At 72.8% G+C, this 25,931-nt stretch carries 22 protein-coding genes; 12 read left to right on the top strand and 10 right to left on the bottom strand.

The window, feature by feature from the left end; all coding sequences use genetic code 11:
* Window positions 1–193 precede the first annotated feature (193 nt).
* The 3 genes from FBY22_RS11775 to FBY22_RS11765 all read left to right on the top strand — a co-directional run bounded on the left by FBY22_RS11775 (window position 194) and on the right by FBY22_RS11765 (window position 3,957).
* A complete protein-coding gene (locus FBY22_RS11775) occupies window positions 194–2,413 on the top strand; it encodes an NADP-dependent isocitrate dehydrogenase (RefSeq protein WP_142144814.1) in 2,220 nt (739 codons plus the stop codon).
* A gap of 148 nt (window positions 2,414–2,561) precedes the next feature.
* On the top strand, window positions 2,562–3,110 hold the full coding sequence (locus tag FBY22_RS11770) for a YciI family protein (RefSeq protein WP_142144812.1): 549 nt from the start codon (window positions 2,562–2,564) through the stop codon (window positions 3,108–3,110).
* A 37-nt stretch (window positions 3,111–3,147) separates the two neighbouring features.
* Entirely contained in the window at window positions 3,148–3,957 is an 810-nt protein-coding gene (locus FBY22_RS11765) for an N-formylglutamate amidohydrolase (protein WP_142144810.1), read from the top strand.
* A 27-nt stretch (window positions 3,958–3,984) separates the two neighbouring features.
* Here the strand turns inward: FBY22_RS11765 and FBY22_RS11760 are convergent, their stop codons facing one another.
* Genes FBY22_RS11760 through FBY22_RS11750 form a run of 3 tightly spaced genes read right to left on the bottom strand, consistent with a single transcriptional unit; the run spans window position 3,985 to window position 6,555 of the window.
* A complete protein-coding gene (locus FBY22_RS11760; RefSeq protein ID WP_142144808.1) occupies window positions 3,985–4,479 on the bottom strand; it encodes a hypothetical protein in 495 nt (164 codons plus the stop codon).
* Between the two features lie 4 nt (window positions 4,480–4,483).
* Entirely contained in the window at window positions 4,484–5,059 is a 576-nt protein-coding gene (locus tag FBY22_RS11755) for an RNA polymerase sigma factor (RefSeq protein WP_142144806.1), read from the bottom strand.
* 59 nt (window positions 5,060–5,118) lie between these two features.
* Entirely contained in the window at window positions 5,119–6,555 is a 1,437-nt protein-coding gene (locus tag FBY22_RS11750; protein ID WP_142144804.1) for a S8/S53 family peptidase, read from the bottom strand.
* Between the two features lie 150 nt (window positions 6,556–6,705).
* Between FBY22_RS11750 and FBY22_RS11745 the strand changes: the two genes are divergently transcribed.
* Window positions 6,706–9,270, top strand: coding sequence for a CHAT domain-containing protein (locus FBY22_RS11745; protein ID WP_142147548.1), 2,565 nt, complete (start codon window positions 6,706–6,708; stop codon window positions 9,268–9,270).
* A gap of 216 nt (window positions 9,271–9,486) precedes the next feature.
* Here the strand turns inward: FBY22_RS11745 and FBY22_RS11740 are convergent, their stop codons facing one another.
* A complete protein-coding gene (locus FBY22_RS11740) occupies window positions 9,487–10,404 on the bottom strand; it encodes an RNA polymerase sigma-70 factor (protein WP_142144802.1) in 918 nt (305 codons plus the stop codon).
* Window positions 10,405–10,560: 156 nt separating this feature from the next.
* On the bottom strand, window positions 10,561–12,396 hold the full coding sequence (locus FBY22_RS11735; protein WP_142144797.1) for a LuxR family transcriptional regulator: 1,836 nt from the start codon (window positions 12,394–12,396) through the stop codon (window positions 10,561–10,563).
* 95 nt (window positions 12,397–12,491) lie between these two features.
* Here FBY22_RS11735 and FBY22_RS11730 point away from each other — a divergent pair, with 95 nt between their 5' ends.
* The 3 genes from FBY22_RS11730 (at window position 12,492) to FBY22_RS11720 (ending at window position 15,099) form a co-directional block, all read left to right on the top strand.
* Window positions 12,492–13,577 (top strand): M12 family metallopeptidase, encoded by a 1,086-nt coding sequence (locus FBY22_RS11730; protein WP_142144795.1) that lies wholly within the window; start codon window positions 12,492–12,494, stop codon window positions 13,575–13,577.
* Window positions 13,578–13,779: 202 nt separating this feature from the next.
* The gene (locus FBY22_RS11725; protein ID WP_142144793.1) at window positions 13,780–14,628 is read left to right on the top strand and encodes an AraC family transcriptional regulator; all 849 of its coding nucleotides are present in this window, start codon (window positions 13,780–13,782) and stop codon (window positions 14,626–14,628) included.
* A gap of 45 nt (window positions 14,629–14,673) precedes the next feature.
* On the top strand, window positions 14,674–15,099 hold the full coding sequence (locus FBY22_RS11720; RefSeq protein WP_142144792.1) for a VOC family protein: 426 nt from the start codon (window positions 14,674–14,676) through the stop codon (window positions 15,097–15,099).
* 5 nt (window positions 15,100–15,104) lie between these two features.
* Here FBY22_RS11720 and FBY22_RS11715 read toward each other — a convergent pair whose 3' ends face one another.
* The 3 genes from FBY22_RS11715 to FBY22_RS11705 all read right to left on the bottom strand — a co-directional run bounded on the left by FBY22_RS11715 (window position 15,105) and on the right by FBY22_RS11705 (window position 17,848).
* Window positions 15,105–16,082: a cytochrome c oxidase assembly protein gene (locus FBY22_RS11715; RefSeq protein WP_142144790.1), complete on the bottom strand. Its 978-nt coding sequence runs from the start codon at window positions 16,080–16,082 to the stop codon at window positions 15,105–15,107.
* A 120-nt stretch (window positions 16,083–16,202) separates the two neighbouring features.
* Window positions 16,203–17,189 carry a DMT family transporter gene (locus FBY22_RS11710; RefSeq protein ID WP_142147546.1) on the bottom strand — a complete coding sequence of 329 codons (987 nt, stop codon included), beginning with the start codon at window positions 17,187–17,189 and terminating at the stop codon, window positions 16,203–16,205.
* 50 nt (window positions 17,190–17,239) lie between these two features.
* Complete coding sequence (locus FBY22_RS11705; protein ID WP_142144788.1) at window positions 17,240–17,848, bottom strand: TetR/AcrR family transcriptional regulator; 609 nt, start codon at window positions 17,846–17,848, stop codon at window positions 17,240–17,242.
* 160 nt (window positions 17,849–18,008) lie between these two features.
* Between FBY22_RS11705 and FBY22_RS11700 the strand changes: the two genes are divergently transcribed.
* Window positions 18,009–19,274, top strand: a complete 1,266-nt coding sequence (locus tag FBY22_RS11700) for a hypothetical protein (protein WP_142144786.1) — start codon at window positions 18,009–18,011, stop codon at window positions 19,272–19,274.
* Window positions 19,275–19,327: 53 nt separating this feature from the next.
* On the opposite strand, the gene FBY22_RS11695 is transcribed toward FBY22_RS11700, so the two are convergent.
* The gene (locus FBY22_RS11695) at window positions 19,328–21,187 is read right to left on the bottom strand and encodes an ABC transporter ATP-binding protein (protein WP_142144784.1); all 1,860 of its coding nucleotides are present in this window, start codon (window positions 21,185–21,187) and stop codon (window positions 19,328–19,330) included.
* A gap of 359 nt (window positions 21,188–21,546) precedes the next feature.
* Here FBY22_RS11695 and FBY22_RS11690 point away from each other — a divergent pair, with 359 nt between their 5' ends.
* Together FBY22_RS11690 and FBY22_RS11685 are read left to right on the top strand one after the other, a co-directional pair.
* Window positions 21,547–22,443: an RNA polymerase sigma-70 factor gene (locus tag FBY22_RS11690; RefSeq protein WP_174267124.1), complete on the top strand. Its 897-nt coding sequence runs from the start codon at window positions 21,547–21,549 to the stop codon at window positions 22,441–22,443.
* 112 nt (window positions 22,444–22,555) lie between these two features.
* Window positions 22,556–23,302, top strand: a complete 747-nt coding sequence (locus FBY22_RS11685; RefSeq protein WP_142144781.1) for an SDR family oxidoreductase — start codon at window positions 22,556–22,558, stop codon at window positions 23,300–23,302.
* Window positions 23,303–23,884: 582 nt separating this feature from the next.
* Here the strand turns inward: FBY22_RS11685 and FBY22_RS11680 are convergent.
* Window positions 23,885–24,718 (bottom strand): helix-turn-helix transcriptional regulator, encoded by an 834-nt coding sequence (locus FBY22_RS11680; RefSeq protein WP_142144779.1) that lies wholly within the window; start codon window positions 24,716–24,718, stop codon window positions 23,885–23,887.
* 141 nt (window positions 24,719–24,859) lie between these two features.
* Between FBY22_RS11680 and FBY22_RS11675 the strand changes: the two genes are divergently transcribed.
* The gene (locus tag FBY22_RS11675; RefSeq protein WP_142144778.1) at window positions 24,860–25,126 is read left to right on the top strand and encodes an Atu4866 domain-containing protein; all 267 of its coding nucleotides are present in this window, start codon (window positions 24,860–24,862) and stop codon (window positions 25,124–25,126) included.
* Window positions 25,123–25,857, top strand: coding sequence for an SDR family oxidoreductase (locus FBY22_RS11670; RefSeq protein WP_142144776.1), 735 nt, complete (start codon window positions 25,123–25,125; stop codon window positions 25,855–25,857). Before FBY22_RS11675 ends, FBY22_RS11670 begins: the two co-directional genes overlap by 4 nt.
* The last annotated feature ends 74 nt before the right edge of the window (window positions 25,858–25,931 follow it).

Here is a 25,931-nt window from a genome sequence, read left to right as displayed (position 1 = left end):
TCAGCTCCGGCCGTCGACGATCAGTTGGGACGATCTACATCCAGGACCATGGGGTCGGGTGTTTGGTTGCATCCCCGCCCGGCGTTTCGAACACCGTCGAAGCGGACTCGGGGGCGGACCCCTGTCGAGTCCGCCCCCGAGTCCGAGATATCTTGATGTCGAGCAATGTTGCAGACGTGGAGCGGAGCACCCGGTGACTGACTCGACCATCATCTATACGCACACTGACGAGGCCCCGGCCCTGGCGACGTATTCCTTCCTGCCGGTGGTCCAGGCGTACGCCTCGCAGGCGGGTGTCTCCGTGGAGACGCGGGACATCTCGCTTGCGGGCCGCATCATCGCGGTGTTCCCGGAGTACCTGAGCGAGGACCAGCGCATCCCGGACGCCCTGCACGAGCTGGGCGAGCTGGCCAGGACGCCCGCGGCCAACATCATCAAGCTGCCGAACGTCTCGGCGTCGATCCCGCAGCTCAAGGCCGCCGTCGCCGAGCTGCAGGCGCAGGGCTACGCGCTGCCGAACTACCCGGACGACCCCAAGACCGACGAGGAGCGGGAGATCCAGGCCCGCTACGACAAGGTCAAGGGCTCCGCCGTGAACCCGGTCCTGCGTGAGGGCAACTCCGACCGCCGCGCCCCCGCCTCGGTCAAGAACTACGCCAAGACCCACCCGCACCGCATGGGCGCCTGGACCTCCGAGTCCAAGACGAACGTGGCGACCATGGGCGAGAACGACTTCCGCTCCACCGAGAAGTCCGTCGTCATCTCCGAGGCCGGCGCGCTGCGGATCGAGCTGGTCGGCGACGACGGCTCCACGACCGTGCTGCGCGAGTCCGTCCCCGTCCTCGAGGGCGAGGTCGTCGACGCCTCCGTGATGCGCGTCGCCGCGCTGCGCGAGTTCCTGACCGCGCAGGTCGCCGAGGCCAAGGCGCAGGGCGTGCTGTTCTCCGTGCACCTGAAGGCCACGATGATGAAGGTCTCCGACCCGATCATCTTCGGTCACGTGGTACGCGCGTTCTTCCCGAAGACGTTCGCGAAGTACGGCGAGACGCTCGCCGCGGCCGGCCTGACCCCGAACGACGGTCTGGGCGGCATCTACAAGGGCCTGGAGGCACTGCCCGAGGGCGCCGAGGTCAAGGCCTCCTTCGACGCCGAGCTCGCCGAGGGCCCGGAGCTGGCGATGGTCGACTCCGACAAGGGCATCACCAACCTGCACGTGCCGTCCGACGTCATCGTCGACGCCTCGATGCCCGCCATGATCCGCACCTCCGGCCACATGTGGGGCCCGGACGGCCAGGAGGCCGACACCCTCGCCGTCCTGCCGGACTCCTCGTACGCGGGTGTCTACCAGGCCGTGATCGAGGACTGCCGGGCCAACGGCGCCTACGACCCGTCGACCATGGGCTCGGTCCCGAACGTCGGCCTGATGGCGCAGAAGGCCGAGGAGTACGGCTCCCACGACAAGACCTTCGAGATCCCCACCACCGGCACGGTCCGCCTCGTCGACCAGGCCGGCAACGCCGTGCTGGAGCAGACCGTCTCGGCCGGCGACATCTTCCGCGCCTGCCAGACCAAGGACGCCCCCATCAAGGACTGGGTGAAGCTGGCCGTCACCCGCGCCCGCGCCACCGGCGACCCGGCGGTGTTCTGGCTCGACGAGACCCGCGCGCACGACGCCAACCTGATCGCCAAGGTCAACACCTACCTGGCGGAGCACGACACCGAGGGCCTGGACATCCGCGTCCTGAACCCGGTCGAGGCGACCAAGCTGTCGGTGGAGCGCATCCGCCGCGGCGAGGACACGATCTCCGTGACGGGCAACGTCCTGCGCGACTACCTGACCGACCTGTTCCCGATCCTGGAGCTGGGCACCAGCGCCAAGATGCTGTCGGTCGTCCCGCTGATGGCGGGCGGCGGCCTGTTCGAGACGGGCGCCGGCGGCTCCGCGCCGAAGCACGTCCAGCAGCTGGTCAAGGAGAACTACCTGCGCTGGGACTCCCTGGGCGAGTTCTTCGCGCTGGTGCCGTCGCTTGAGCAGTACGCGAGCGCCACGAACAACCCGAAGGCCAAGGTGCTCGCCGACACCCTCGACCGGGCCACGGCGACCTTCCTGAACGAGGACAAGTCCCCGACCCGTCGCGTCGGCGGCATCGACAACCGCGGCAGCCACTTCTACCTGTCCCTGTACTGGGCGCAGGAGCTGGCCCGGCAGACCGACGACGCGGACCTGGCCAAGGCCTTCGCCCCGCTCGCCGAGACGCTCGCCGCGAACGAGCAGAAGATCGTCGAAGAGCTGAACGCCGTCCAGGGCAAGCCGGCCGACATCGGCGGCTACTACCAGCCCGACCCGGCCAAGGCGGCGGCGGTCATGCGCCCCTCGGCCACCTGGAACGAGGCGCTGGCGTCCCTGAGCTGACGCCAGGTCCCCGTCACCTTTCGAGCCGACGTCCCGGCAGGCACCCGCCGCCGGGACGTCGGCTTTCGCGGAGAGCGGGCAAGGGGTCCGACAGTGGCCCCGGATATCGCGTGGCGGCGGCCCGCGGGCCTGGGCAGACTCTGCCCTCATGGAGTTCTTCTGCTATCACCGTGACCGGCCCGGCTCCGCCACCCTGCGGGACGAGTTGCTGGAGGCGCACTGGTCCTACATGGACCGTTACGCGGCCGAGCTGATCGCCCGCGGTCCGACCTTCGCGGCAGGCGGTGACACGCCGACCGGCAGCGTGCACATCGTGGATCTGCCGGACGCGACCGCCGCCCGGGCGTTCGCCTTCGACGAACCCAACCACCAGGCCGGCGTGTACCGGGACGTGCTGCTGCGCCGGTGGCGGAATCTGCTGGGACGCACCATGTGGGAGTTCCCCGGCGGGCGCAGCGGAGGCAACCGGTACCTGGTGCTCGGCCTCGGTGCGGGAGAGGCCGTCGACCTCGAACCGCCGTCCGACAGGGACGAGTTGGTGGCGTACGGGCCGCTGCTGTCCGACGACGGCAAGACCTGGCTGGGGACGGCGGCCCTGCTGCGGGCCCCGGACCCGGAAACCGCCCGTGCCGTCCTCACCGTGGACCGGTACGCCGACGTCGAGGTCCACGAATGGGAGTTCGGCGGGCGACGATAGCTCCTCGTACGTGACGCCGAACCGCAGGGAGCAGCCCATGCCGCACGCCGACGCGCCGTCCTTCGAGCTCCTGCCCGGCGCGCCCGGCTCCCCCGTGATCCTCCATGTGCCGCACTCGGCGCGGAGGATCCCCGCCGAGGTGCGTACGGGCATCGTGCTGGACGAGGCGGCGCTGGAACGGGAGCTGGACCACATCACCGACGCCCACACGGCCGAGCTCGCCGAGGCGGCGGCGCGCTCGGCCGGCGTCACGCCGTGGCGGTTCGTCAACCGGTTGTCGCGCCTGGTCGTCGACCCCGAGCGGTTCCCCGACGAGCGGGAGGAGATGCTCGCCGTCGGGATGGGCGCGGTGTACACGCGGACGACGCATGGTCAGGCGCTGCGGCCCGCGGACACCGACCCGAATCCGCTGATCGAGCGGTACTTCCGGCCGTACGCGCGGGCCATGACGGACGCGGTGGCCGACCGGCTCGCCGCGACGGGGCGCGCCGTGATCGTCGACGTGCACTCCTACCCGACCGCGGCCCTGCCCTACGAACTGCACGGCGAAGGCCCGCGTCCGCCGGTTTGCCTGGGCACCGACTCCTTCCACACGCCACCGGCACTGCTGCGGGCGGCACGGGAGGCGTTCGCGTCCTGCGGGGAGACCGGACTGGACAGCCCGTTCGCCGGGACGTACGTGCCGCTTCGGTTCCACGGCGCGGACGCGCGGGTCGGCGCGCTGATGGTGGAGATCCGGCGGGACACCTACATGACCGAACCGGGCGGCCCCGCCGGACCGGGGCTCGGCCGGCTGGCGGCGGCGCTGGCGACCCTCGTCGACGCCGTCACCGGCCCCGCCGGCTGACCTCGGGCCGGCCGGCGGAGCCCCTGGTCACACCGTCAGCCAGTCGGTGACGAGCACTCCCTCGCCGGTCCGCAGCCGCAGGGCGAAGGGGCCGGCAGGGGGCCGGTCGTGGGTGAAGCGTCCCATCTCGTCGGTCGTCAGCGGGGCGCCCGGGTGCGGGCCGGTCAGCACCTCGATCCGGGCCGACTGCGGGGGCAGCACCTGGCCCATCAGCCCGTGCGCGGTCAGTTCCACGTCGACGGTCACGCCGCCCGCGTGGAACGTCAGCATCCGCGGCGGGTCGGCGGCTCCCCGGACAGGGATGGCGTCGACCACCGAGTCGAAGGTCAGCTCGGCGAGCCGCGCCTCGAGGTCGTGCAGGGCGAACGCCTCCACGGCCATCTGCCGCAGCTCGGCCGGGACGGGGTCGAGGACGGCCGCGGCCCGGCGGAGCTCCTCCTCCAGCAGGTCGAGGCCGAAGTCCTCGCCGTCGAGGGGCTCTTCGCCGTCCATGTCGTCCATGCCGTTCATGTCGTCGTCCATGCCCTCACACCGCTCCCCGTGCCTCGAGCCGCGCCCGCAGACGCCGAAGACAGCGCTGGCGCAGCGGTCCGATGCTGCCCACGGCGATCCCGAGGGCAACGGACACCTCTTGGTAGCTGGGCGGCGGCGTGGCCATCAGGACGCGCAGCAACTGCCTGCACCGCTCGCCCAGTTCCTCGAACTCCTGCCACAGGTGCCTGATCCGCTCCGACTCGGCGGCGGCCTCCTCCAGGTCGAGGAAGGACTGCTCCGGCGTACGGTCCTCGCTGATCCGGTCCAGCAGCTGCGGATCGTCCGTCGGAGTCAGCCGCTTGAGGCTTTTGAGCACCTTGAGGCACTCGTGCCGTGCGGTGCTGGCCAGCCACGAGCCGGCCTTGTCGGGTTCGCGGATGCGCCCCAGGTGCTGGGCGAAGCGGAACCACACCGTCTGGTAGACCTCGTGCGCGTCGGCGTCGGAGAGCCGGTGTGCGCGCACGACCGACCACACCAGTGGGCTCAGCCCCTCCACGAGCGCCTTCCAGGCCGCCGCGTCGCCGTCGACGGCGGTCCGGACCAGCGCGCCGACATGTGCTCGGTCCACGGTCCCACTCCTCGTGTACGGCCTGTCATCGTACGCCGTGGACGGGACCGTTCCGCACCTCATGCGGGAGGCACCAGCTGCGTGACCGGCGACGGACGCCAGCCTGCCGGGAGCAGCGCCGGCACGTGTGCCCCGCGCACCTCCGCGTACGCCGTGTCCCCGGCGAGCAGCTGCTTGCGGGCGGCGCGCGCGTCGCCCTCCTTGTCGGCCGTCATGAAGGCGGCGATCATCCCGGCCGCCACCGGGGTGGCGAAGGAGGTGCCGCTCCAGTGCGCGTAGCCCTCGAACATCACCTGATCGGCCTTGCCCGAGGTGGGCGTGCCCGCCTCGCTCAGCACACCGGTGTGGCGCGGCGACTGGCACGTGCACGCGTAGGTGAAGTTGTACCTGCAGGCGTCGTAGGTGCTGTGCTGGTAGAGGTACGGCACGGGCACGTCGAAGCCGGTCAGCGTGCTGGTGAGGCGCTCCCCGGGGGCGTAGGCCTTCACCCAGGGGCCGTAGTTGGAGAAGCAGGCGCCGTACTCGCCGTCGGTGCGCAGCGCGCCGACCGACAGCACCGCGTGCGCGTACTCGGGCAGGCCGGCGTAGGCGGCGGGCCAGAAGGGACTGGCGCTGGAGTTGTTGCCGGCCGCCGCGACCAGCAGGGTGTTCTGCTCGCGCAGTTCCTCCATGAAGGCGGCGACGCCGAGCAGGCCGTCGTCACGGCCGTTGGAGGTGCCCGCGGAGAGGCTGAGGATCGCCGGCCAGCCGTTGCGGTCGACCGCGTCGAAGAGCCGCTGGCCGAACTCGTCCTCCAGGACGGCGCCCGCGTCGTTGAGGGTGTTGCGGACGGTGATGTTCGTGTTGGGGGCGACGGCCGCGACGAGCCCGGCGATGAACGTGCCGTGCCCGACGTACTGCAGGAGGTTCCCCTGGGCGTCGGTCTCGGTGCCGTGCAGGTCGCCCTGGACGTGGGCGAGCAGCGGCACCAGGGAGTAGTCGTGGGTGAGTCCGTTGTCGACGACGAGGACGTCGACCGCCGTGTCGGCGTCGTGGCCGCCCTCCGCCGCGGCGGGATTGGTGCCCTGGGTGAGCGGGGCGGGCACGGGCTCGTCACCGGGACAGGAGTTCACGGCGAGCGACACCACGTGGTTGCGGCTGACCAGGCGGCGGCCGGCGCGGGACTCGTGCCCGCGCAGGGCGCGCAGCGCGTGGGCGACGGCCCGGTCGCCGCGCCGGTCGCCGTGGCCGGGGTCGCCGACCTGGATGCGGGTGATTCCCGAACGGTTGGTCTCCGGGCTCCCCCGGCGCACCTGGTCGCCGCTCAGGCCGGTCGCCTCGGTGAAGTGCGTGCGCACGGTGTCCTCGACGAGCCGGGCCTCCTCGCCGTCACGGGCGAGGACCACGCCTTTCTCGTAGACGAACTCCGCGGAGTCGTCGGGTCCCAGGGCCAGCGGTACGGCGGGCATGGAGCGCTGGATCTGGTCGAACTGCTCGTGGAATCGCTGTGGTGCCATGGCGTGTCCTCCCCCTCGAGGCAGCTGTCGTCAGTTCAGAGTCACGTGGGCGTCACCTGATACAGCGCCAAACGGGTGTGGGGCGCCACCAGGGCCGTTACCATCCTCAGGGTGACAGCGGGAAGCGACTCGGTGCTCGAACTGCTGCCGATGGTGTTCGCCGCCCCGAACGAGGCTCTGGCGCGGGCTCAGGACGTGCTGGAGTCCGATCCGTCACCGTGGAGCGCCTCCGTGGCGCACCAGGCGATCGGCATCTGGCAGCGGGACTGGGGCGACCTCAGGATCGCGCTGCGCCATCTGCGCCGCGCCCGTGATCTTGCCGCGCGCGCCCAGGACCCCGAGCGTGAGGCGGACGTGCTGGCCGCGCTGGGCGTGGCCCTGATCCACGCGGGGCGCACCCGGCAGGGCCTGGAGGCCCTGGAGCGGGGTGTCGCCGTCAGCAGCGGGCACGCCCGCGCGCGCGTGCTGTTCCGGCGGGCGTACGCCTCCTGGGTGCTGGGCCGGCACCGTGAGGCCCTGGAGGACGTGCGGCGGGCGATACCCGTGCTGCGGCAGGCCGACGACGTCATCTGGACGGCGCGGGCGCTGACCCTGCGGGCGACCGTGCATCTGGCGCTCGGCGCGGTGGAGCGGGCGGACGCCGACTTCGCGTCGGCGGAGGCGCTGTGGGACACCACCGGGCAGGACCACGACAAGGCGGACGTCGTCGAGAGCCGGGGGCTGGCCGCGTTCCGGCAGGGGGACGTGCCGGCCGCGCTGCGGCTGCTGGACGAGGCCGAGGAGCGCTACCTCAAGCTCGGCACGCCGTCGTTCATGCTGTACATCCGGCGCTGCGAGGTGCTGATGGCCGCGGGCCTGGTGCCGGAGGCGCTGGCCGAGGCGGACGCGGCGATCGGGGCGCTGGACCGGATCGGCGGCCAGTCGACGCGCAAGGCGGAGCTGCTGCTGGTCGCGGCGCGGGCGGCCCGGCTGGCGGGGGACGCGCACACCGCGATCGCCCGCGCCGCGTTGGCGGTACGGCTGTTCGCCGGGCAGCGGCGCACCTGGTGGGAGACGCACGCCAGGCTGGTGCTCATCGAGGCGCGGCTGGCCGCCGGGCGCGGCTCGGGGCGGCTGGTCGCGGACGCGGCCGCGGTCGCCGACCGGCTCGCCGCCTTCGGCGCGCCGGCCGCACCGGAGGCCTCGCTGCTGGCGGGCCGGATCGCGTTGGGGCTGGGCTGGCGGGCGGACGCGGAGCGGCATCTGGCCGTCGCGGCCCGCAGCCGGCACAGCGGGCCTCCGCTGGCCCGGATGACGGGCTGGGCGGCGCAGGCGCTGCGGGCCCGGGCCGCGGGTTCGGGCCGGGGCGTGCTGGAGGCGTGCCGGCGCGGGCTGGACGTGCTCGACGACCATCGCACGACCCTGGGTGCCTCGGAGCTGCGGGCCCGCGCCACCGCGCAGGGTGCGGAACTCGCCGCGCTCGCCCAGCGGGTCAGCCTCGACTCGGGCGCGCCGCGGCGGCTGCTGACGTGGAGCGAACGCTGGCGGGCGACCGTGCTGTCCACGCCGCCCACCCGGCCCCCGGCCGATCAGGCGCTGCTCGGCAGCCTGACCGCCTTCCGGGAGATCGCGGCCCGCGCGGAGGAGGCCCGCAGCGACGGCCGCCCCATCCCCGCCCTGGAGCGTGAGCAGCGGCGCCTGGAGCGGGAGATCCGCTCCCGCACCCTGCACATGCGCGGTGACGCGGCCGGCGACGAGCGCCGCTTCGACCCCGCCCGGCTCCTGGCCGGGCTGGGCGGCACGCGGCTGGTGGAGCTGGCCGTGCTGGACGGGCGGGTGCAGGTGCTGCTGTGCGGGGACGGGCGGGTGCGCCGGTTCGAGGCGGGGCTGCTGGCCGACGCCGAGGTGGAGGCCGAGCATGTGCAGGCCGGGCTGCGGCGTCTGGCCCACCCCGGGGCGGAGGCCCGCCTTCCGCTGGTGGAGGAGATGGGCCGCCGCCTTGAGGAGCTGCTGCTGGGGCCGGCCGTAGCGCACCTGGGTTCCGGGCCCGTGGTCGTCGTACCGCCGGGGCGGCTGCACCGGGTGCCGTGGGCGTTGCTGCCGGCGCTGCGCGAGCGGGTGCTGAGCGTGTCGCCGTCGGCGGGCAGCTGGCTGCGGGCGCGTGAGACCGAGCCGCCGCCGGGTGGCCGCCATGTGCTGGTGCGCGGTCCGGGCCTGGCCACCGGTGGTGCGGAGGTGCCCGAACTCGTCGGCCGGTACGGCAGACCGGTGCTGTTGGAGCACGAGCACGCGCGCGTGCCGCGGGTGCTGGAGGAACTCGACGGGGCCACGCTCGTCCACCTCGCCGCGCACGGCACCTTCCGCGCGGACAGTCCCCTGTTCTCCTCGCTGCGGATGGCGGACGGGCCGCTCATCGTGCACGACTTCGAGCGCCTGGACCGCAGCCCGTACCGGATCATCCTCTCCAGCTGCGACACCGCTCGTTTCGCCTCGGTCGGCGCGGACGAGCTGCTGGGTCTGGTCACCGCGCTGCTGCCGCTGGGCACGGCGGGGGTCGTGGCGAGCAGCGCGCCCGTCAACGACCACGCCGTGGTGCCCCTGATGCTGGCGCTGCACAAGGGGCTCAGCGCGGGCCTGTCCCTGGCGGAGTCACTGCGCGACGCACGGACCGCACTGCCGGACGACGCCCTCCACCAGGCAACGGGCTGGGCCTTCACGGCCTTCGGCGCGGCCTGAAGACGCCGCCCGCGCGGGTCACCCACCCCCTCGGCACACGTTGAACTCACGGTGAATCCCGTAGGCATCCGCCGCCGGCCCGACAGGACCCGCCCGTGCCGAATCCCCTGAGGCGCCCGCCACCGGCGCGCGGGCCCCGCCTACGCACGTTCACCCCTCGGCTCACGGCGATCCCCCGAGGCGTCCGTCACCGGCGTAGAGAACCCCGCCCGTGCGTCACCCCCGCGGTGCTCGCTTGAGCTCGGCGGAGATCGCCCAGGCGTCTGCCACCGGGCCCAGGTGGGCGAGTTTGTCGGGGTTGATCACCAGGCGGATGGCCTGGATCCGGCCGTCGAGGACGTCGAGGGCCAGGGTGTGCAGCACCCTGCCGTCCCGGTCGCGGAAGACCGCGCCCGGCTGGCCGTTGAGCTCGTGCGGCTCGAACGTCACGTCGATACGGGCCATCCGGGGCAGGACGGAGGCGAGCAGCCGGGAGACGTTGTCGGCGCCCATGACCGCGCGGGCCAGCTGCGGGGCCTTGCCGCCGCCGTCGCCGACCATCGACACGTCGGCGGCGAGCAGGTCGCGCAGGCCGGCGACGTCGCCCTCGCGCAGGGCGTCGAAGAACCGCGACGCCAGCTCCTGACGCTCCTTGCGGTCGGCGTCGAAGCGGGGCCGGCCTGCGGCCATGTGGCGCCGGGCCCGCACCACGAGCTGGCGGCAGGCGGCCTCCGAGCGGCCCACCGCCGACGCGATCTCGGGGTGGCCGAAGTCGAACACCTCGCGCAGGACGAACACCGCCCGCTCCAGCGGGCTGAGCCGCTCCAGCAACAGCAGGGCGGCCATCGACACGGAGTCGGCCAGCTCCGCCGCACGCTCCGGGTCCTCGTAGGGGTCGGCGAGCAGCGGCTCCGGGAACCACGGGCCGACGTAGTGCTCCCGCCGCACGCGAGCTGAGCGCAGCACGTCGATGGAGATCCGGGTGACCGTGGCCGACAGGTAGGCCTTCACGGACCGTGGCTCGGCCGGCGCGCCCTCGAAGCGCAGCCAGGCCTCCTGGACGGCGTCCTCCGCTTCGCTCACGCTGCCCAGGATGCGGTAGGCGATCGAGAACAGCAGCGGCCGCAGCTCCTGGAACTCCTCGGTCCTGGTCATGCCTGCCTCTCCTCGGGACGACGTCGTGGGCATCCTCTACGACGAGACGGCGCGTCCGCCTGTGACATCCGCGAGGCACCCGAGGTGCGGGCATGGGGTGGCGGCCTGACCCCTCCCCCGAATCCTGGGGGTCAGACCGCCGGTCCATGAGGTGGCTCAGGCCGATCGGGCGTCCGGCAGGTCCACGAGCCACACCAGCGCCGCCCGGTCGTTCGCGCCGAGGCGGGCGTAGGCGCTGTAGAGGTGGTTGCCCACGGTCCGGATGGACAGCGTGAGCTGTTCGGCGATCTGCCGGTTGCTCAGACCGGCGGCGGCGAGAGTGACGATCTGCCGCTGGCGGGCGGTGAGTTCACCGAGGACCAGCCCGGACAGGGCCGGGGTGCGGGCGCCCTGGCAACGGCGGGCGAGGGCGGCGGCACGCGTGCGTGCGACGCGGGCGGCGCTCGGGTCGCGGTGCGCCCGTACGGCCTGCGCGTGCGCCTCGGCCGCGAACAGCTCGAAGCCGCGCTCCTCCAGCGCCTCGGCCACCCGGACCAGCTCCGGCCCGTCGCCCCGGGCGAGCGCGTCGGCGTGCCGCGCGAACACACCGCCCTCGGGGAGGCGTCCGGCGACCTTGTCGGGGGCGCCGAGGCGTACGGCGTCGTAGAGGGCGTACGCGTCCCGCCCGTCGAAGGCCTCCAGCGCCGCCCCTTCCACGTCCCCGCGGGCCGCCGCCAGCCATGCGGCCGGCTCCTGGAGCTCCGGCCGCCCCGCGACCGCCTCCTGGGCGGTGGCCGCGTCCCCCGACTGCGCGGCGGCCAGGGCGAGTTCGCTGCGGCAGGACGCGTCCCCCGGCGCGTTCCGCAGTCCCTCCCCCGCCCAGGCCGCCGCCTCCCGCAGCTCCCCCCGAAGCCGCGAGAACCGGGCGCGCACGGCCGCGTCTGCGGCCGGTACGGGCGCGCCCTCGTGCGCCAGCCACTCCCCCACCGGGGCCGGCAGCACGCGTACGTCGGTCTGTTCGATCCGCGCGGTCAGAGCGGCCGTCTCGGCGGCGAGCGCCGGTCCGCACTGGTCGGGGGTGCGGGCCAGCCGCCTCGCCCGCAGCCTGCCGGCCGCGGCCCGCAGCACCGGGCCGTGCAGGGGGTGGGCGAGGCGGGCGCCGCCGGGGTCGTCGGCCGTGACCAGGCCGTCGGCCTCCAGGGCTTCCAGGGCCCGCAGGTCGAGGTCGTCCATGGGCAGCGGCAAGGGCTCTGAGAAGGCGAGCCGTTCGAGCGTCGCGCGCTCCTCGCGGCAGGGACGGGCCAGGGCCTCGGCGGTGCGTTCGCGGATCGCCGCCGTCACCGGGACCGGGCCGCGCCATGTCCAGGCGTCGGTGTCCTTCCCGCGTGTGTGCGGTGCCCGCTCGCGCACCGCGTCCACCAGGTCGCGCAGCAGCCGCAGATCGCCCTGGGCGAGGTGGAGCAGCCGGCGCAGGGTGAGCGGCTCCACGGGGCCGCCGACGCCGGCCGCGAGGAGCTGTTCCATGTCCTCGCGGGGCAGCGGCTCCAGGGCCAGGCGCGGCAGCAGTTCGCCGGTCCACAGCCGGGCGACGGCGGCGGGGCACGGTGCGCCGTCCGCCGCGACGACGATGAGGCGGGTGCGGCCGTGCACGGCCAGCTGGTGGACGAGGGCGGCCGAGGCGTCGTCGAGCAGATGGGCGTCGTCGACCAGCAACAGGCGCACCCCGGAGAGCAGTTGGACGGCGCGGTGCAGGGAGACCGACTCGGGCAGCAGGTGCGCGAACGCGGCGAACGGGATGTGCCGGGTCTCGGGCGTACCGGCCGCGCGGGCGCGGTCGCCGCCGCGCACGGCCTCGGTCACCAGCCGGGTCTTGCCGCAGCCGGCCGGGCCGGTGACCACGATGCCGTGGTGACCCGCGGTGAGGGACCGGCGGATCAGGTCCAGTTCGTCCTCACGGCCGGTGAACCGCCAGGGCAGTTCAAGGGTTTTCGCGTCCCGTTCGAAAGTCGTCACGTGAGTACGAGTGCGAGTACTCACGCCTGATACAGGGCGACTTGAGTAGCCCCCGACTCAGGCGCCTGTGACCCCGCTCACGGCAGGCTGTGCGCATGACCGGACGCTACTGCAGCCTCGCGCAGCAGTCGGCCCCCGCTCCGGCGCCGGGGCTGACCGCCGAGCGGCGCGGTGCGCTGGTCGCGGGCAACCGGATCTGGGTGAACGGCACGGTGCTGCACTACTGGTTCTTCGACGGCGACACCGACGCCTCGGTCATCGCCGTGCCCGGAACCGGCTCGATGCGGCGGGTGTCGTGGGGCGGCGGCCAGGAGCAGCGGGACGTGGTGCGCGACTGCTTCCGGGAGTGGCGGGACCTGGGCATCGGTGTGTCCTTCGTCGAGGTCGGCGACCGCTATGAGGCAGAGCTGCGGATCGGTTTCCAGCCGGGCGACGGGTCCTGGTCGGCGGTGGGCCGGGACGCGCTGCGGGCCGGGCAGAACGAACGCACGATGAACTTCGGCTGGGACCTGACCGCGCCCGGGGAGCGCGGGACGGCCCTGCACCAGATCGGGCACGCGCTGGGCATGCTGCACGAACACCAGAGCCCGTACGCGGGGATCACCTGGGACGACGAGGCCGTCTATGCCGACCTGGCCGGTCCGCCGAACTTCTGGGGCCGGGACACGACGTTCCACAACATCCTGCGCAAGCTCGACCCGGACGAGGTCAACGGCACCGTCTGGGACCCGCATTCGATCATGGAGTATCCGTTCCCGGGCGGGCTGATCCTGGAGCCCGAGCAGTTCCGCGGGGGGCTCAACCCGCCGGGCACGCTCTCCGTGGCCGACAAGGAGTTCGTCCTGCGCTGGTATCCGCCGGCCGAGCGGGGGCGGCCGCCGGCGCTCGTGCCCTTCCGGTCCGTGCCGCTCGGTCTCGGCCCGGGGGAACAGGCCGACTTCACGATCGAGCCGCCGCAGACCCGCGAGTACACGGTGGGCACCTTCGGGGCGAGTGACAGCGTGGTGGTGGTCTTCGAGGAGCGGGACGGGGAACCCCGCTACCTCGCCGGCCACGACGACGGCGGCGCGCCGCACAACGCGACCGTCCGGGCGCGGCTCGTCAGGGGCCGCCGCTACTTCGTCCGAGTGCGTCAGTACTCCGCGTGGGGTTCGGGGGAGACAGCGGTCATGTGCTGGTGACGGCACGGACCGCCCACGCGGTCGGCTGGACCCACAGTCCGGCGCCGGGGGAAGGTCGGAGGCACATCACCTTCGGGGGAGGGAGATGTGCCTCCGACCCATGTCCGAGGTCCCCAGGTGGGCGACGAGTTCGCGCCGCGCCCGCGACGGCAGGAATGACATTCGTGCTGCCGGCGGCGGGCGGGCGCGGGAGGATGGCCGTATGGTCGTCGAGGTCGTGGACGAGGCGGTGCGGGTGGGTCCCGCGCCGCCGTTGCGCGGGCTGGTCGGCTGGTACTCCGGCTATCGCCAGCGCGGCCTTCCCGCCACCCGGCACCGCGGTCTGCCGTCCCCGTGGCTGACGCTGATCCTCACCCTCGACGAACCGCTCAGCATGGCCGCCCACCCCGACCCGGCCGCGTCCGCCGGCGACTACCCCACCCTGCTGGGCGGTCTGCACGTCACGCCCGCGCTGATCGACGTCCCCGGCCGGCAGTCCGGCATCCAGGTGGCGATCAGCCCGCTCGGCGCCCGCGTCCTGCTGGGGCTGCCCGCCGGGGCGCTGGCCGGGATCGACGCGCACGCGGACGACGTGCTGGGCGCGGACGTGCGCGAGGTCCACGACCGGCTGCGCGAGGCCCCCGACTGGCCGGCCCGTTTCCGGGTCGTCGACGGCTGGCTGCTCGGCCGGCTCGCCCGCGGCCGGGACGTCCGGGCCGGCGCCGCGGTCGCGGAGGCCTGGCGGCGGCTGCTCGGCGCCGGCGGCCGGCTGCGCGTCGACGAGCTCGCCGCCGGGACCGGCTTCAGCGACCGCCATCTGCGCACGCTCTTCCGCACCGAGATCGGCCTCACGCCGAAGGCCGCCGCCCGGGTCGTCCGCTTCGACCTGGCCCGGCGCCGTCTGGCCGCCCGGCCGGGCCCACCCGATCTGGCGGGTCTGGCCGCCGACTGCGGTTACGCGGACCAGTCCCACCTGGACCGGGAGTTCGCCGCGCTGGCCTCCTGCACCCCCAGCGCGTGGCTGGCGCAGGAGTTCCGAAACATCCAAGCCGGGCACCATCCGCCCGCGTGACGCTGAGGGAGTCCACCCACCCTCCCCACGAAAGAGGCGTATCCCATGACCAGCACTCCCGGCCCCGCCGAGCGATCCCCCGCCCCGCAGGTCTGGCCCACCCTGCGCGCCCGTGACGCCCGCGCCCTGATCCGGTTCCTCGTCGACGCGTTCGGCTTCGAGGAGACGGTGGTGTACGGCGACGGCGAACTGGTGGAGCACGCACAGGTCAGCTGGCCCGAGGGCGGCGGCGTGATGCTGGGCTCCGTGCGCGAGGGCCGGGGCGAGGGCGAGGGCCCGACCCCGCCCGGTCACTTCAGTGCCTACGTCGTCACCGCCGACCCGGACGCCGTGCACGCCCGCGCCAAGGCCGCCGGCGCCGACATCATCACCGACCTGCACGTCACGGACTACGGCTCCCGCGACTTCGCCGCCCGTGATCCCGAGGGCAACCGCTGGTACTTCGGCACCTATCGCGGCGAGCCGCGCTGAGTCGGTCAGGAGCCCGGTCGCTGCTGCCGGATGCGCTGGGCGACGGCGCTGTTCTCCGTCTCCCACCACGGGCGCACCAGATCCGGCCCCTGCGCCGCCCCTTCCACCGGGCCGGCCGGGACCAGTTCCGTCGCCAAGCGGCGGTCCAGCGCGACCGTCTCCGCGCGTTCGGCGCGGGCCCACTGGACCAGGATCGCGAGCAGGAAGGGCAGCGCCACCAGCTCGGCGATGCCGATCATCGCGCCGCCGCCGACCTGCTGATCGTGCCGGACGTCCGGCGACCAGGCCGGGGCGTGGTGCAGGTACCAGGCGCCGGCGATCAGGGTGCCGTGGGTCATGACCACGATGCCCGGTACGGCGTCGACGATGCCGTCGAGGAAGACCAGCGCCCCCCGCACGGGGTGGGTGCACCAGCGCGGCAGCGCCTCCTCGCGGGTGAGCACCGGTACGACGAACAGGCAGCCGGCGAGCAGCAGGTGCAGATACATCACCTGGTGCAGCCAGCCCACGCGCAGCGCGGTCTCGAAGTACGGCGTGAAGTACACGGTCAGCTCGGTGGCCAGTACCAGGACCGTGCTGACCAGCGGGAAGGTGAGCAGCCGTAGCGGACGTCCGGTCATGGCCCGCCGCAGGCGTCCGGCGGCGGGCTCGGGCAGGGCGCGCAGGGCGAGCCGCAGCGGGTCGCCCAGCGCCAGGCCGAGCGGTGCGATCAGGTCGAGGAGGATGTTCTGCACCGCAGCCGGCCAGAACAGCACGTGGTCGTAGACGGCGAGGGCCGACATGGTGGCCACGACGAGGGCGCCCAGGCCGAGCAGCCCGAAGGCGGCGCCGCGCGCCACGGGCCAGAGCTCGCCCCGGCGCCGCAACCGCAGGACGCCCCAGCCGTAGAGCCCGGCGAGGAGGGCGACGAGCAGCAGCGCGGGCACGTCCCACTGCCACGAGGTGAACAGGCGTCCCGGGGTCAGTTCCGGCGGACTCCCCATGACGCCCCTCTCTCCACGGCAGGCCGGCCTGGCGACGACCGGACTCGCCGAGGCACTTTACGCCGCCGGTGACCTGCCCGAACGCATCACGCCAGGCGATCGCCCGCCGTCATACCTTGCTCATGCCGAGCTCTTACCCAAGGGGTCCGGTTCGGGCCGCGGCGGTGCCCCGGGGTCAGGTCGGGTATGCCTGTTCCGGTCCGTCGTGGGGGTGGCGGTGACTCGAAGCCTTGGTGCGGGGCGGCGGGAGGGTGTGGTGAGGACGGCGAGGCAGCCGACGACCAGGGCGATGCCGACCCAGCCGAGCAGGGGCAGGCGCTCGCCGACGACCAGTACGGCGAGCACGGCCGCGACGGCGGGTTCCAGCAACGAGAGCGTGGTGGCGGTGCTCGCCGGGACGTGCGCCAGGCCCCAGCCGAACAGCAGGTACCCGAGGAACATCGGGATCAGGGCCATGTAGGCACCGACGGCCGCGTTGGACCAAGAGGCCAGCAGCGGGGCGCCGGTGACCAGCAGCACGGGCAGGAGCAGCAGACCGCCCAGGCCGAAGACCGTGCCCATGGCGGCGCCCGACGGGATGCCGCGGCTGATCAGGCGGTGGGCGGCCCAGGAGTACAGGGCGTAGGTGAAGCCGGCGACCAGGCCGAGTGCCACGCCGAGTACGGTCGCCCACGCGGAGTGGCCCGCCGTACCGGATTCCGGCCGGGCCGCTTCGGCCAGGCAGAGCAGCACGGTGCCGGACAGGCCCAGGCCGGCTCCGGCCGTCCAGCGGCGGGTGAGGCGGCGGCCGTCCCCTACCCGTTCGATGACCGCCGAGACGAGCGGCGCCGAGCCGATGGAGACGACCGTTCCGGCGGCGACGCCGGCCAGGTGCATGGAGCTGTAGAAGGCCAGCGGATAGGCGCCCACCGACAGCGCGCCGGTCACGACCACACCGCGGTGCGCGCGCAGGCGCGCCGCTTCCCCGGCGATGCGCGGGGCGGCCAGAAGGGCCCGGAGCAGACCGCCCAGTCCCATGGCCGCGGCCCCGATGGCGAGCGGCCCCACGCCCGGGGCGAAGGTCGCCGCCGTACCGGTGGTCCCCCACAGGACCGACGCCATGAGCACGCACACCGCGCCCGTGCCCGCCGAAGCGGGCCCGCGCACGGCCGGCCGCGTCACAGCCCGTCCAGCAGGTCGGCCGTCATGGCCCGCGCACGCGCCACCCGGGTGGCGGCACCCTCCAGGCCGGCGCGCGCCATGGCGCCCTCCAGCAGGAAGGACAGCTGCTCCGCCAGGGCGCGCGCCTCCTCGGGGCGGTCGGGCAGCAGTTCTCCGAGGTGTCCGGCGAGCAGGGCCTCGACCTCCTCCTTGTGCCGGCGCACCAGGTCCCGCCCCTCGTGGCCGGCGGGCAGTTCGGCGGCCGCGTTCAGCAGCCCGCACCCGCGGAAGCCGCGTTCGTAGGCGAAGGCGGCGTGATCGGCATACGCGTCGAAGACGGCAAGGACGCCGCCGCGCGGGTCCCGGACCGCCGCCAGCCGTTGCCGGTACAGGCCGAGCCACTCCTCGTGCCGCTCGTCGAGGTAGGCCAGCACCAGGTCGGCCTTGGAGGAGAAGTTGTTGTACAGGCTCATCTTGGCCACGCCGGCCTCGGCGGTGATGGTGTCGATCCCGGTCGCCGAGACGCCGTCCGCGTAGAAGCGGCGCGCGGCTGCGGCGAGCAGCCGGTCGCGCGCGCTGCCGGGCCGCTTGCCGGGGCGTGCTGCCGGGGTGGCCGTGTCGTCCATGGGGCCCTCCTGTCAAGCGATTAGGTAGGTCGGTCTACCTAGTATTCCATACGGTTTCCCGGTGCAACCATTCGCGTGCGGAGGCGGTCTGTTGTTGCGGAACTCGCGTTCCCACAGCGTTCGTTCGCCTGTCGCCGATGCTTCACCCCGAGGACCCCCCATGCTCCAGAGCTCCCCCGGCCTCCGCCCGCTCCGACTGGCCGCCGGCGCCCTCGGCGCCGTCGCCCTGACAGCCTTGAGCGTCACGCCGGCCGCCGCCGACGACGACTCCGGGGCGGTACTGACTCTGAGCCCCATCGCCCCGATCAGCGGTGTGAAGCCGGGCGACGGCTTCGACGTGCCGGCCTCGTTCACCAGCAGCGGCAGCGCCTCCATCGGCAAGGTCTATCTGTCGTACTCCGTCACCCGCGGCCTGAGCCACACCGAGTTGCCCTCCAACTGCCTGCGTTACGAGGTGGCCTCGTTCGACGAGGCGCCCAGCAAGTCCGAGGCCGTCTGCGAGTTCGACCAGACGGTGAAGCCCGGTGTCGTCTACGCGCCGGAGAAGTCGCTGACGCTCAAGGCCCTCGACCGCGCCCTGTACGACCGGCTGCGGGTGGTCGTCGCCACCGACGACCCCGCTCCCACCGACGGCGCCTACGAGCCCGTCCGCGGCACCGGCCCCGCCGTCAAGCTGGTCGAGCGGCCCGACGACGAGCCGGCGCACCCCGGTTACAGCCAGCACCCCGACTGGGACGCGGTCGACGTCGAGGTCACGACCGAGAACACCGCCGACTTCCAGGTCACCGGCGCCGATCTCAAGGGGCGGGTGGGCGACAGGGTCGGTCTGACGGTGAGGTTCACCAACGCCGGTCCGGCCTGGGTGCTGCGGGACGGGGACATCCCGGTCACCAAGGTGAAGATCAGGGTGCCGGCCGGTACGACGGTCACCAAGGCCCACGACTTCTGCGACAAGGTGGCCACCGGAAGCTACGAGTGCGGCACCAGCCAGGCCTGGGAGAACGAGGGCGGGGGCGAGACCTACACCTTCAAGCTGCGCATCGACAAGGCGGTGCCCGGCGCCAAGGGCTCGGTGTCGCTCGCCGGGGCGTCCCGGCCGTTCGACGACCACAAGGCGAACGACAAGGCCGACATCACGCTCGACGTCGCCGGCAGCGGCGGCTCCACGGGCGGTTCCGGCTCGTCGACGTCCGGCGGCGGTTCGGGCGCCTCGTTCACCGGCGGTTCCACCTCCACGGGCGGCGGTTCCGCCACCGGGGGCGGCTCGTCCACGAGCGGCGCCTCCGCGCAGTCCGGCTCCGGCGGCGATCTGGCGAGCACCGGTTCCGGCGCGGTCCTGCCCGTCGCCGGCGCGGCCGCCGCGGCCGTCGCCGTGGGCGCGGGCGCCGTCGTGGTGGCACGCCGCCGCCGCGCCTCCCGCGGCTAGGGCACGACCCGTGCACGGCACCTCGTGGGGGGTCCGCCCACGAGGTGCGGGTGTCAGTGCAGGTCGGCGCCGGCGACGCTGCCGGTGACCCGGCCGTCCGTCAGCGGGGAGTCGGCGGGCGCGTTGTCGTCGAGGAAGCCGCCCGACTGGTGCGACCACAGCTTCGCGTAGGCGCCCCCGGCCGCGAGCAGTTCCTGGTGCGTGCCCTGTTCGAGGATCCGGCCGCGGTCGAGGACGACGAGCCGGTCCATGCCGGCGACCGTGCTCAGCCGGTGCGCCACCACCAGGGCCGTGCGCCCCTCCATCAGCCGCCACAGCGCTTCCTGCACGAGGATCTCGCTCTCGGAGTCCAGTGCGCTGGTCGCCTCGTCGAGCAGCAGGATCGGCGCGTCGCGCAGGATCGCCCGGGCCAGGGCGACGCGTTGGCGCTGTCCGCCGGACAGCTTGATGCCCCGCTCGCCGACCATGGTGTCGAAGCCGTGCGGCAGCGCGTCGGCGAACTCCGTGACGTGCGCCGCCTCCGCCGCCCGGCGGATCTCGGCTTCGGTGGCGTCCGGCCGGGCGAAGGCGATGTTGTCGCGCAGGGTGCGGTGGAACATGGCCGGGTCCTGCGGCACGTACGCGATGAGGCCGCGCAGGTCGGCCTGGCGCATCCGGCTGATGTCCTGGCCGCCGACGAGGATCCGGCCGCCGTCGATGTCCGTCATCCGCAGCAGCAGCCGCGTCAGCGTGGTCTTGCCCCCGCCGGACCGGCCGACGAGGCCGATCTTCGTGCCACTGGGGACGGTCAGGTCGAGTCCGTCGAAGAGCGGCTCCCCTCCCCCGTGGGCGAAGGTCACCCGCTCGAAGCGGACATCGGCGGGGCCCTCGCGCAGCGGCTCCGGGGCCGTCGGGTCGAGCACGGTCGGCGGCACCAGCAGCAGCTCGGTGAACTGCGCGGCCTCCGTCATCGAGCTCTCCAGGCGACGGTAGATCTGGTTGAAGTCGAACATGATCTTGGTGGCGTTGGTGTAGTAGGTGAAGGCGACGACGATCGCCTCCACCCCGTGCCCGCCGCCGGTGAGAGTGACCGCGAGCAGCAGCCCGAGGACGTTGGTCAGCACGGACATCGGCGCGACCAGCGTGTCGATGCGGAGGTTGCCGTAGTCCCACGACCGCAGCATCAGACGACGTGAGTGCGCGACCCGCGAGCGGTGTTCGGCGGCCTCTCGTTCCTCGGCGGCGAACGCCCGGACCGTGTCCATGTTCATCAGGCTGTCGGCGACATGGCCCGACACCCGGGCGATCGCCTCCTCGCGCTGGTCGACGAGGGCCTGGCGGCGCCGGATGAGCGGGGCCACCAGCAGGGCCGTCAGCGCGATCATCGCCAGCAGGCCGACGACCAGCAGCGGTTCGTAGCGCCACAGCACAACCGATCCGAAGATCAGCGGCACGAGGCTGCCCACGACGTTGAAGGTGAGGGTGTCGATGAAGTCCTCGAAGCGGGAGGCGAAGCTCAGCACCCGCTTGGTCAGCGATCCGGCGAAGTTGTCGTGGAAGAACGCGGCGTCCTTGGCGAACAGCTCGTCCATGCCCAGGACGTACAGGTGCTCGACGCCGAGGGCGTCGAGACGGTTCAGACAGTGCAGGCCGATGCGCCAGAGGCCCTCCGCCAGCAGCATGACGCCGGCGAAGCCGATGACGTACGGCAGTGTCGCGCCGAGGCCGACGCCGTCGTCGCCGGCGATGCGGGCGACGAGCTTGGCCACGATGAGCGGCGCGATGTAGTTGAGGCCGATGTTTCCGAGGGCCGGCAGCAGCATGGCGGGTGCCGTCAGCCGCCGTAACCGGGCCAGTTGTCGTCCGTAGTAACGAAGTGCGAGGAGCACGGAGCCCCTGCGCGGCGAACCCGCGCGTGCGTCAGCTGATCCCATCCCGATCCCGTCGTCGTACGGCGGTGGTCCTGCGCGTGGTTCGGCGGAGAACGTCGTTCGCGTGAGCGCCCTCGCACAGCTCGCGGCGACGCCCTCGCGCGAGTACGTGCAGGCCAGAAATGGGAGTGTCCCGCGAAGGCCCCCGCCCGGTCCACGCGTTTTCCGCCCGCCGGGAGGTGCGCCCGCGGCGCGCGGGACGCACGTCACGAGCGGCCGACAGACCGGGGCTGTCACAGAATCGCCCCCTGTCCGGTCCTGGTTCTGTGAGGACCGACACCAGCACCACCCGACAGGCGGAGGTGACCGCGGAACCGGCGGGGTACGGCTCTGGCATGGCGGACGCGGAACCGGGAGCAGGGATGAACACCGAGGACGACAGGGCTTCCCTCGGCGAGGCCACGAGGGCGTTTGTGGCGGCCCGCCCCCAGCTCTTCGGCATCGCCTACCGCGTCCTCGGCAGTGCCACGGAGGCCGAGGACATCGTCCAGGAGGCGTGGCTGCGGTGGCACAACACCGATCGCGGCGCCGTACGCGAACCGGCGGCGTTCCTCGCCACCATCACCGCCCGGCTGTCGATCAATCTCGCCCAGTCCGCCCGGGTGCGACGCGAGTCGTACACCGGCCCCTGGCTGCCGGAGCCGGTCGACACGCGTGCCGACCCGCAGTTGGGGGCGGAGCGGGCCGAGGCGCTCGACATGGCGGTGCTCTTCCTGCTGGAGAAGCTGAATCCCGTGGAGCGCGCCGCCTATGTGCTGCGAGAGGCCTTCGACTACGCGTACCCCCAGATCGCGGAGATGCTGGAGCTGAGCGAGGCCAACACGCGTCAACTGGTGAGCCGCGCCCGCAAGCACCTGTCGTCGGACCGCCGCAGGCCGGTGGAGCCCGCGGCGCACCGGCGGCTGATGCGGGTGTTCCTGGACGCGGCGCAGACCGGCGATCTGGCCGTCCTCGAAGGCCTGCTCGCCGAGGACGTGGCCAGCTACTCCGACGGTGGCGGGGTCCGCGGGGCGTCGAGGATCCCGGTCTTCGGACGTCCGCGTGTCTCCCGGTACCTGGCCGCCTTCGCCCCGCGCTTCTGGCCCGGCAAGGACATCCGGCAGGTGGAGGCCAACGGCATGCCGGCCGTCCTCGTCCTGGCCGACGGGGAGGCCGTGGCCCTGCTGTACCTCGACGCCTCGGAACGCGGCATCGAGCGCCTCCTGTGGGTCATGAACCCGCGCAAACTCGCGCCCTACGTGGCATCCCTGGACGGCTGAGCACCGGACCCACCCGTGCTGTCGAGCGCGGGCGGGTCACCTGTCACAAGTCACCGCCCTGCCCTGTCTGTCCTCATGCAGGGACCAGAAAGACTCCGAAAGGGAATCCGACATGAAGGTTGTAGTGATCGGTGGCACCGGGCTCATCGGCTCGAAGGTGGTCGCACGGCTCGGCGAACACGGGCACGAGGCGGTCGCGGCAGCGCCCGGCACGGGCGTCGACACGCTGACCGGTGCGGGACTGGCCGAGGTCCTGCGGGACGCGTCGGTCGTGGTCGACGTCTCCAACTCCCCCTCGTTCAAGGACGAGGACGTCATGGACTTCTTCCGCACGTCCACGACCAACCTCCTCAAGGCGGAGGCCGAGGCCGGTGTGGCGCACCATGTCGCCCTGTCCGTCGTCGGCACCGAACGCCTGCTGGAGAGCGGGTACTTCCGGGCCAAGCAGGTCCAGGAGGACCTGATCAGGGCGTCGAACGTCCCCTGGTCGATCGTGCACGCCACCCAGTTCTTCGAGTTCGTGAAGGGACTCGCCGACGGGATGACCGAGGGCGACACCGTCCGCCTGCCCGACGCGAAGATCCAGCCCATGGTCTCCGACGACGTCGCCGCGGCCGTCGGCCGTACCGCGGTCGGCGACCCGGTGGGCGGCGTGGTGGAGACCGGCGGCCCCGAGGTCTTCCGGCTCGAGGAGTTCATCCGTATGGGACTGGCCGCGCAGAACGACTCCCGCGAGGTCGTCACGGACCCGCAGGCCCGCTACTGGGGTGCCGAGTTGCGGGACGACACGCTTCTGCCGGGCCCGCACGCGCACCTCGCCGAGACCCGCTTCGCCGACTGGCTCGCGCGGCGGAAGTGAGCCCGCTGGGGGCCCTCGCCTGCCGGCGAGGGCCCCCACCACTCCCTGCTCCGCCCTCGACGTCTGCAACGCCGTGCCTCGGCGCATCGCATGGCCTTCGCCCTCCGTCGTACCGCCCCAGACGCCTTCCACGTTCCCCGCCCGCATCGCCCAGGCTCGCGACACCCCCTTGGCCGCGCGCGTCCAGCAGCTGGAGAAGCGGCTGTCGCAGGCGCTGGGAACGCGGGCATGGCACGAATCGGGACTCGGAGCCCCAGCGGACATCGACGAACTCCAGCGGAAGATCGCCAGGCTGGAGCAGCGAAACGTCGAACTGACCGGCGCGCTGGAGGAAGTCCGGTCCGACCTGGATGCCGCGCGGCAGGCCAACCGGGACCCCGGCCTCGTGAACGGTGCTGGCGGTCGACCGGGGCCGACTCAGCCGCGTTGGTTCAGAGCTCCGGTCACCGGGTGGTTGACGAGATCCCGTCCGATCGTGATCGGGCGGGATCCGACAGCCGCCTGCGGGATTCACTCAAGCTGGTGTCCGAAAACAAGCACCGGCTGAGGCGATTGTCCAGCAGGTCCAGGCCGTCGTTCCGGCTACATGGCGGTCTGGTTCGAGGTGGCGTGGAGGGAGCCGAGCAGGTTGAGGACCTGGGCGCTGGGGCTGCCGGGTTCGGCCTGGTAGATGACGAGTTGCTGGCCCGGAGCGTCGCGTACGTCGAAGGCCTGGTAGGTGAGGGTCAGGGGGCCGACGTTCGGGTGGAGGAAGTGCTTGGCGTCCTGGGTCTTGCCTCGCACGGCGTGGGTGTTCCACAGGCGGGTGAAGTCCGCGCTGTGCTCGGTGAGGGCGTGGACGAGTTCCCGCAGCCGCGGGTTGTCCGGGTCGAGGCCGGCCGCCTGGCGCAGGTGGCCCACGGTGGCCTGCGCCGTGCGACTCCACCGGGTGTAGAACTGTCGGCCCGCCGGGTCGAGGAAGGTCATGCGGGCCAGATTGTCCGCCTGCTCGAAGGGTGAGTGCAGGGCCTCGGCCAGGGCGTTGGCTGCCAGGACGTCCAGGGTCCGGTTGATGACGAACGCCGGGGCGCCCGGGTAGCCGTCCATCAACTGGCGAAGGGCGGGACTGACCCGGTCCGTTGTGTGGGTGAACTGGTTGGTCGGCGCTGTCCCGGCCAGCTGGTGCAGGTGCGCGTGGGCGTCGGGGCCCAGTCGCAGGGCTCGGCCGAGCGCGTCGAGCACCTGGGCCGAGGGGTGGCGTTCGCGCCCCTGTTCCAGGCGGGTGTAGTAATCCGCGTTCACCCCGGCCAGGACGGCGACCTCCTCACGGCGCAGTCCGGCGACTCTGCGCACGCCGTAGCTCGCCATGCCGACGTCCTGCGGCCGCAGGGCCGCCCTGCATGCGCGCAGGAACTCTCCCAGGTGGTTGTCGGTCATGTCCTCAGGCTAGGCCGCAGGGGCGGTGTGCTGCCTGGGTGCACCGCACCCAGGCAGCACACGTCCTGGTCGGCGGACTTCGACCTGTCCAGACTCGGCCGGGCAGGACAGATCCACACCCATGGACGAGGGGAGTCCGTCATGACAGGGAACACGGAGGAGGGCCACACCGACGTGGTCGGCATGTGGGTGACCGCGGACGGTCACATCCGCCAGGAGTTGCTGCCGGACGGCCGGTACGACGAGGCCCGCGGCAACCGAAGCAGCGCGTACACGGGCCGCTACACGGTGACCGGCAACCACATCGATTACGTCGACGACTCCGGGTTCACCGCGACGGGCGACATCCGCGACGGGGTGCTCTACCACGAGCACCTCGTGCTCCACCGAGAGGAAACGCAGGTATGACAGACGCAGCCAAGGTCGTGGCGGTCACCGGAGCGAGCAGCGGGATCGGAGAGGCGACCGCCCGTCGGCTTGCCGCCGATGGCCACAACTTGTTCCTCGGGGCACGACGCGCCGATCGTCTCGATGCGTTGACCAAGGAGATCACCACCGCGGGCGGCACTGCGGCGTTCCGGCGGCTGGATGTCACGGATGCCGCCGATGTCCGGGCCTTCATGTCCGCCGCCCGAGAGCGCTACGGCCGAGTGGACGTGGTGGTCAACAACGCCGGAGTGATGCCTCTCTCGCCGCTGGAAGCGCTGAAGACCGATGAGTGGGACCGGATGATCGACGTGAACGTGCGGGGAGTCCTGCACGGCATCGCCGCCGCCCTGCCCACGATGCGCGCTCAGGGCGGCGGGCACTTCGTGAACATCGCCTCCGTCGGCGCATACGAGGTCTCTCCCACCGCAGCCGTCTACTGCGCGACGAAGTTCGCCGTCCGCGCTGTCTCCGAAGGACTGCGCCAGGAGGCCACCGGGGACATCCGGGTCACTCTCGTCTCCCCGGGCGTGACCGAGTCCGAACTCGCCGACGGTATCTCCGACCCTGCTGCCAGGGAGGCCATGAAGACCTACCGCGCCGTTGCTCTGCCCGCCTCCGCCATAGCGGAGGCCATTGCTTACGCCATTCGCCAGCCTTCGCAGGTCGACGTCAACGAAATCGTCGTCCGCCCCACCGCAAGCGCCCAATGACACGCGGTAGTGCCACACATGCTGCACACGACAGTGTCGATCACACCGGCGCTGAGCTGCACAAAGGACGGACC

Source organism: Streptomyces sp. SLBN-31, assembly GCF_006715395.1.
Lineage (GTDB): Bacteria > Actinomycetota > Actinomycetes > Streptomycetales > Streptomycetaceae > Streptomyces.
The sequence above is the reverse complement of the archived record's forward strand: the minus strand, read 5'-3'. Positions and strand labels throughout refer to the sequence as shown.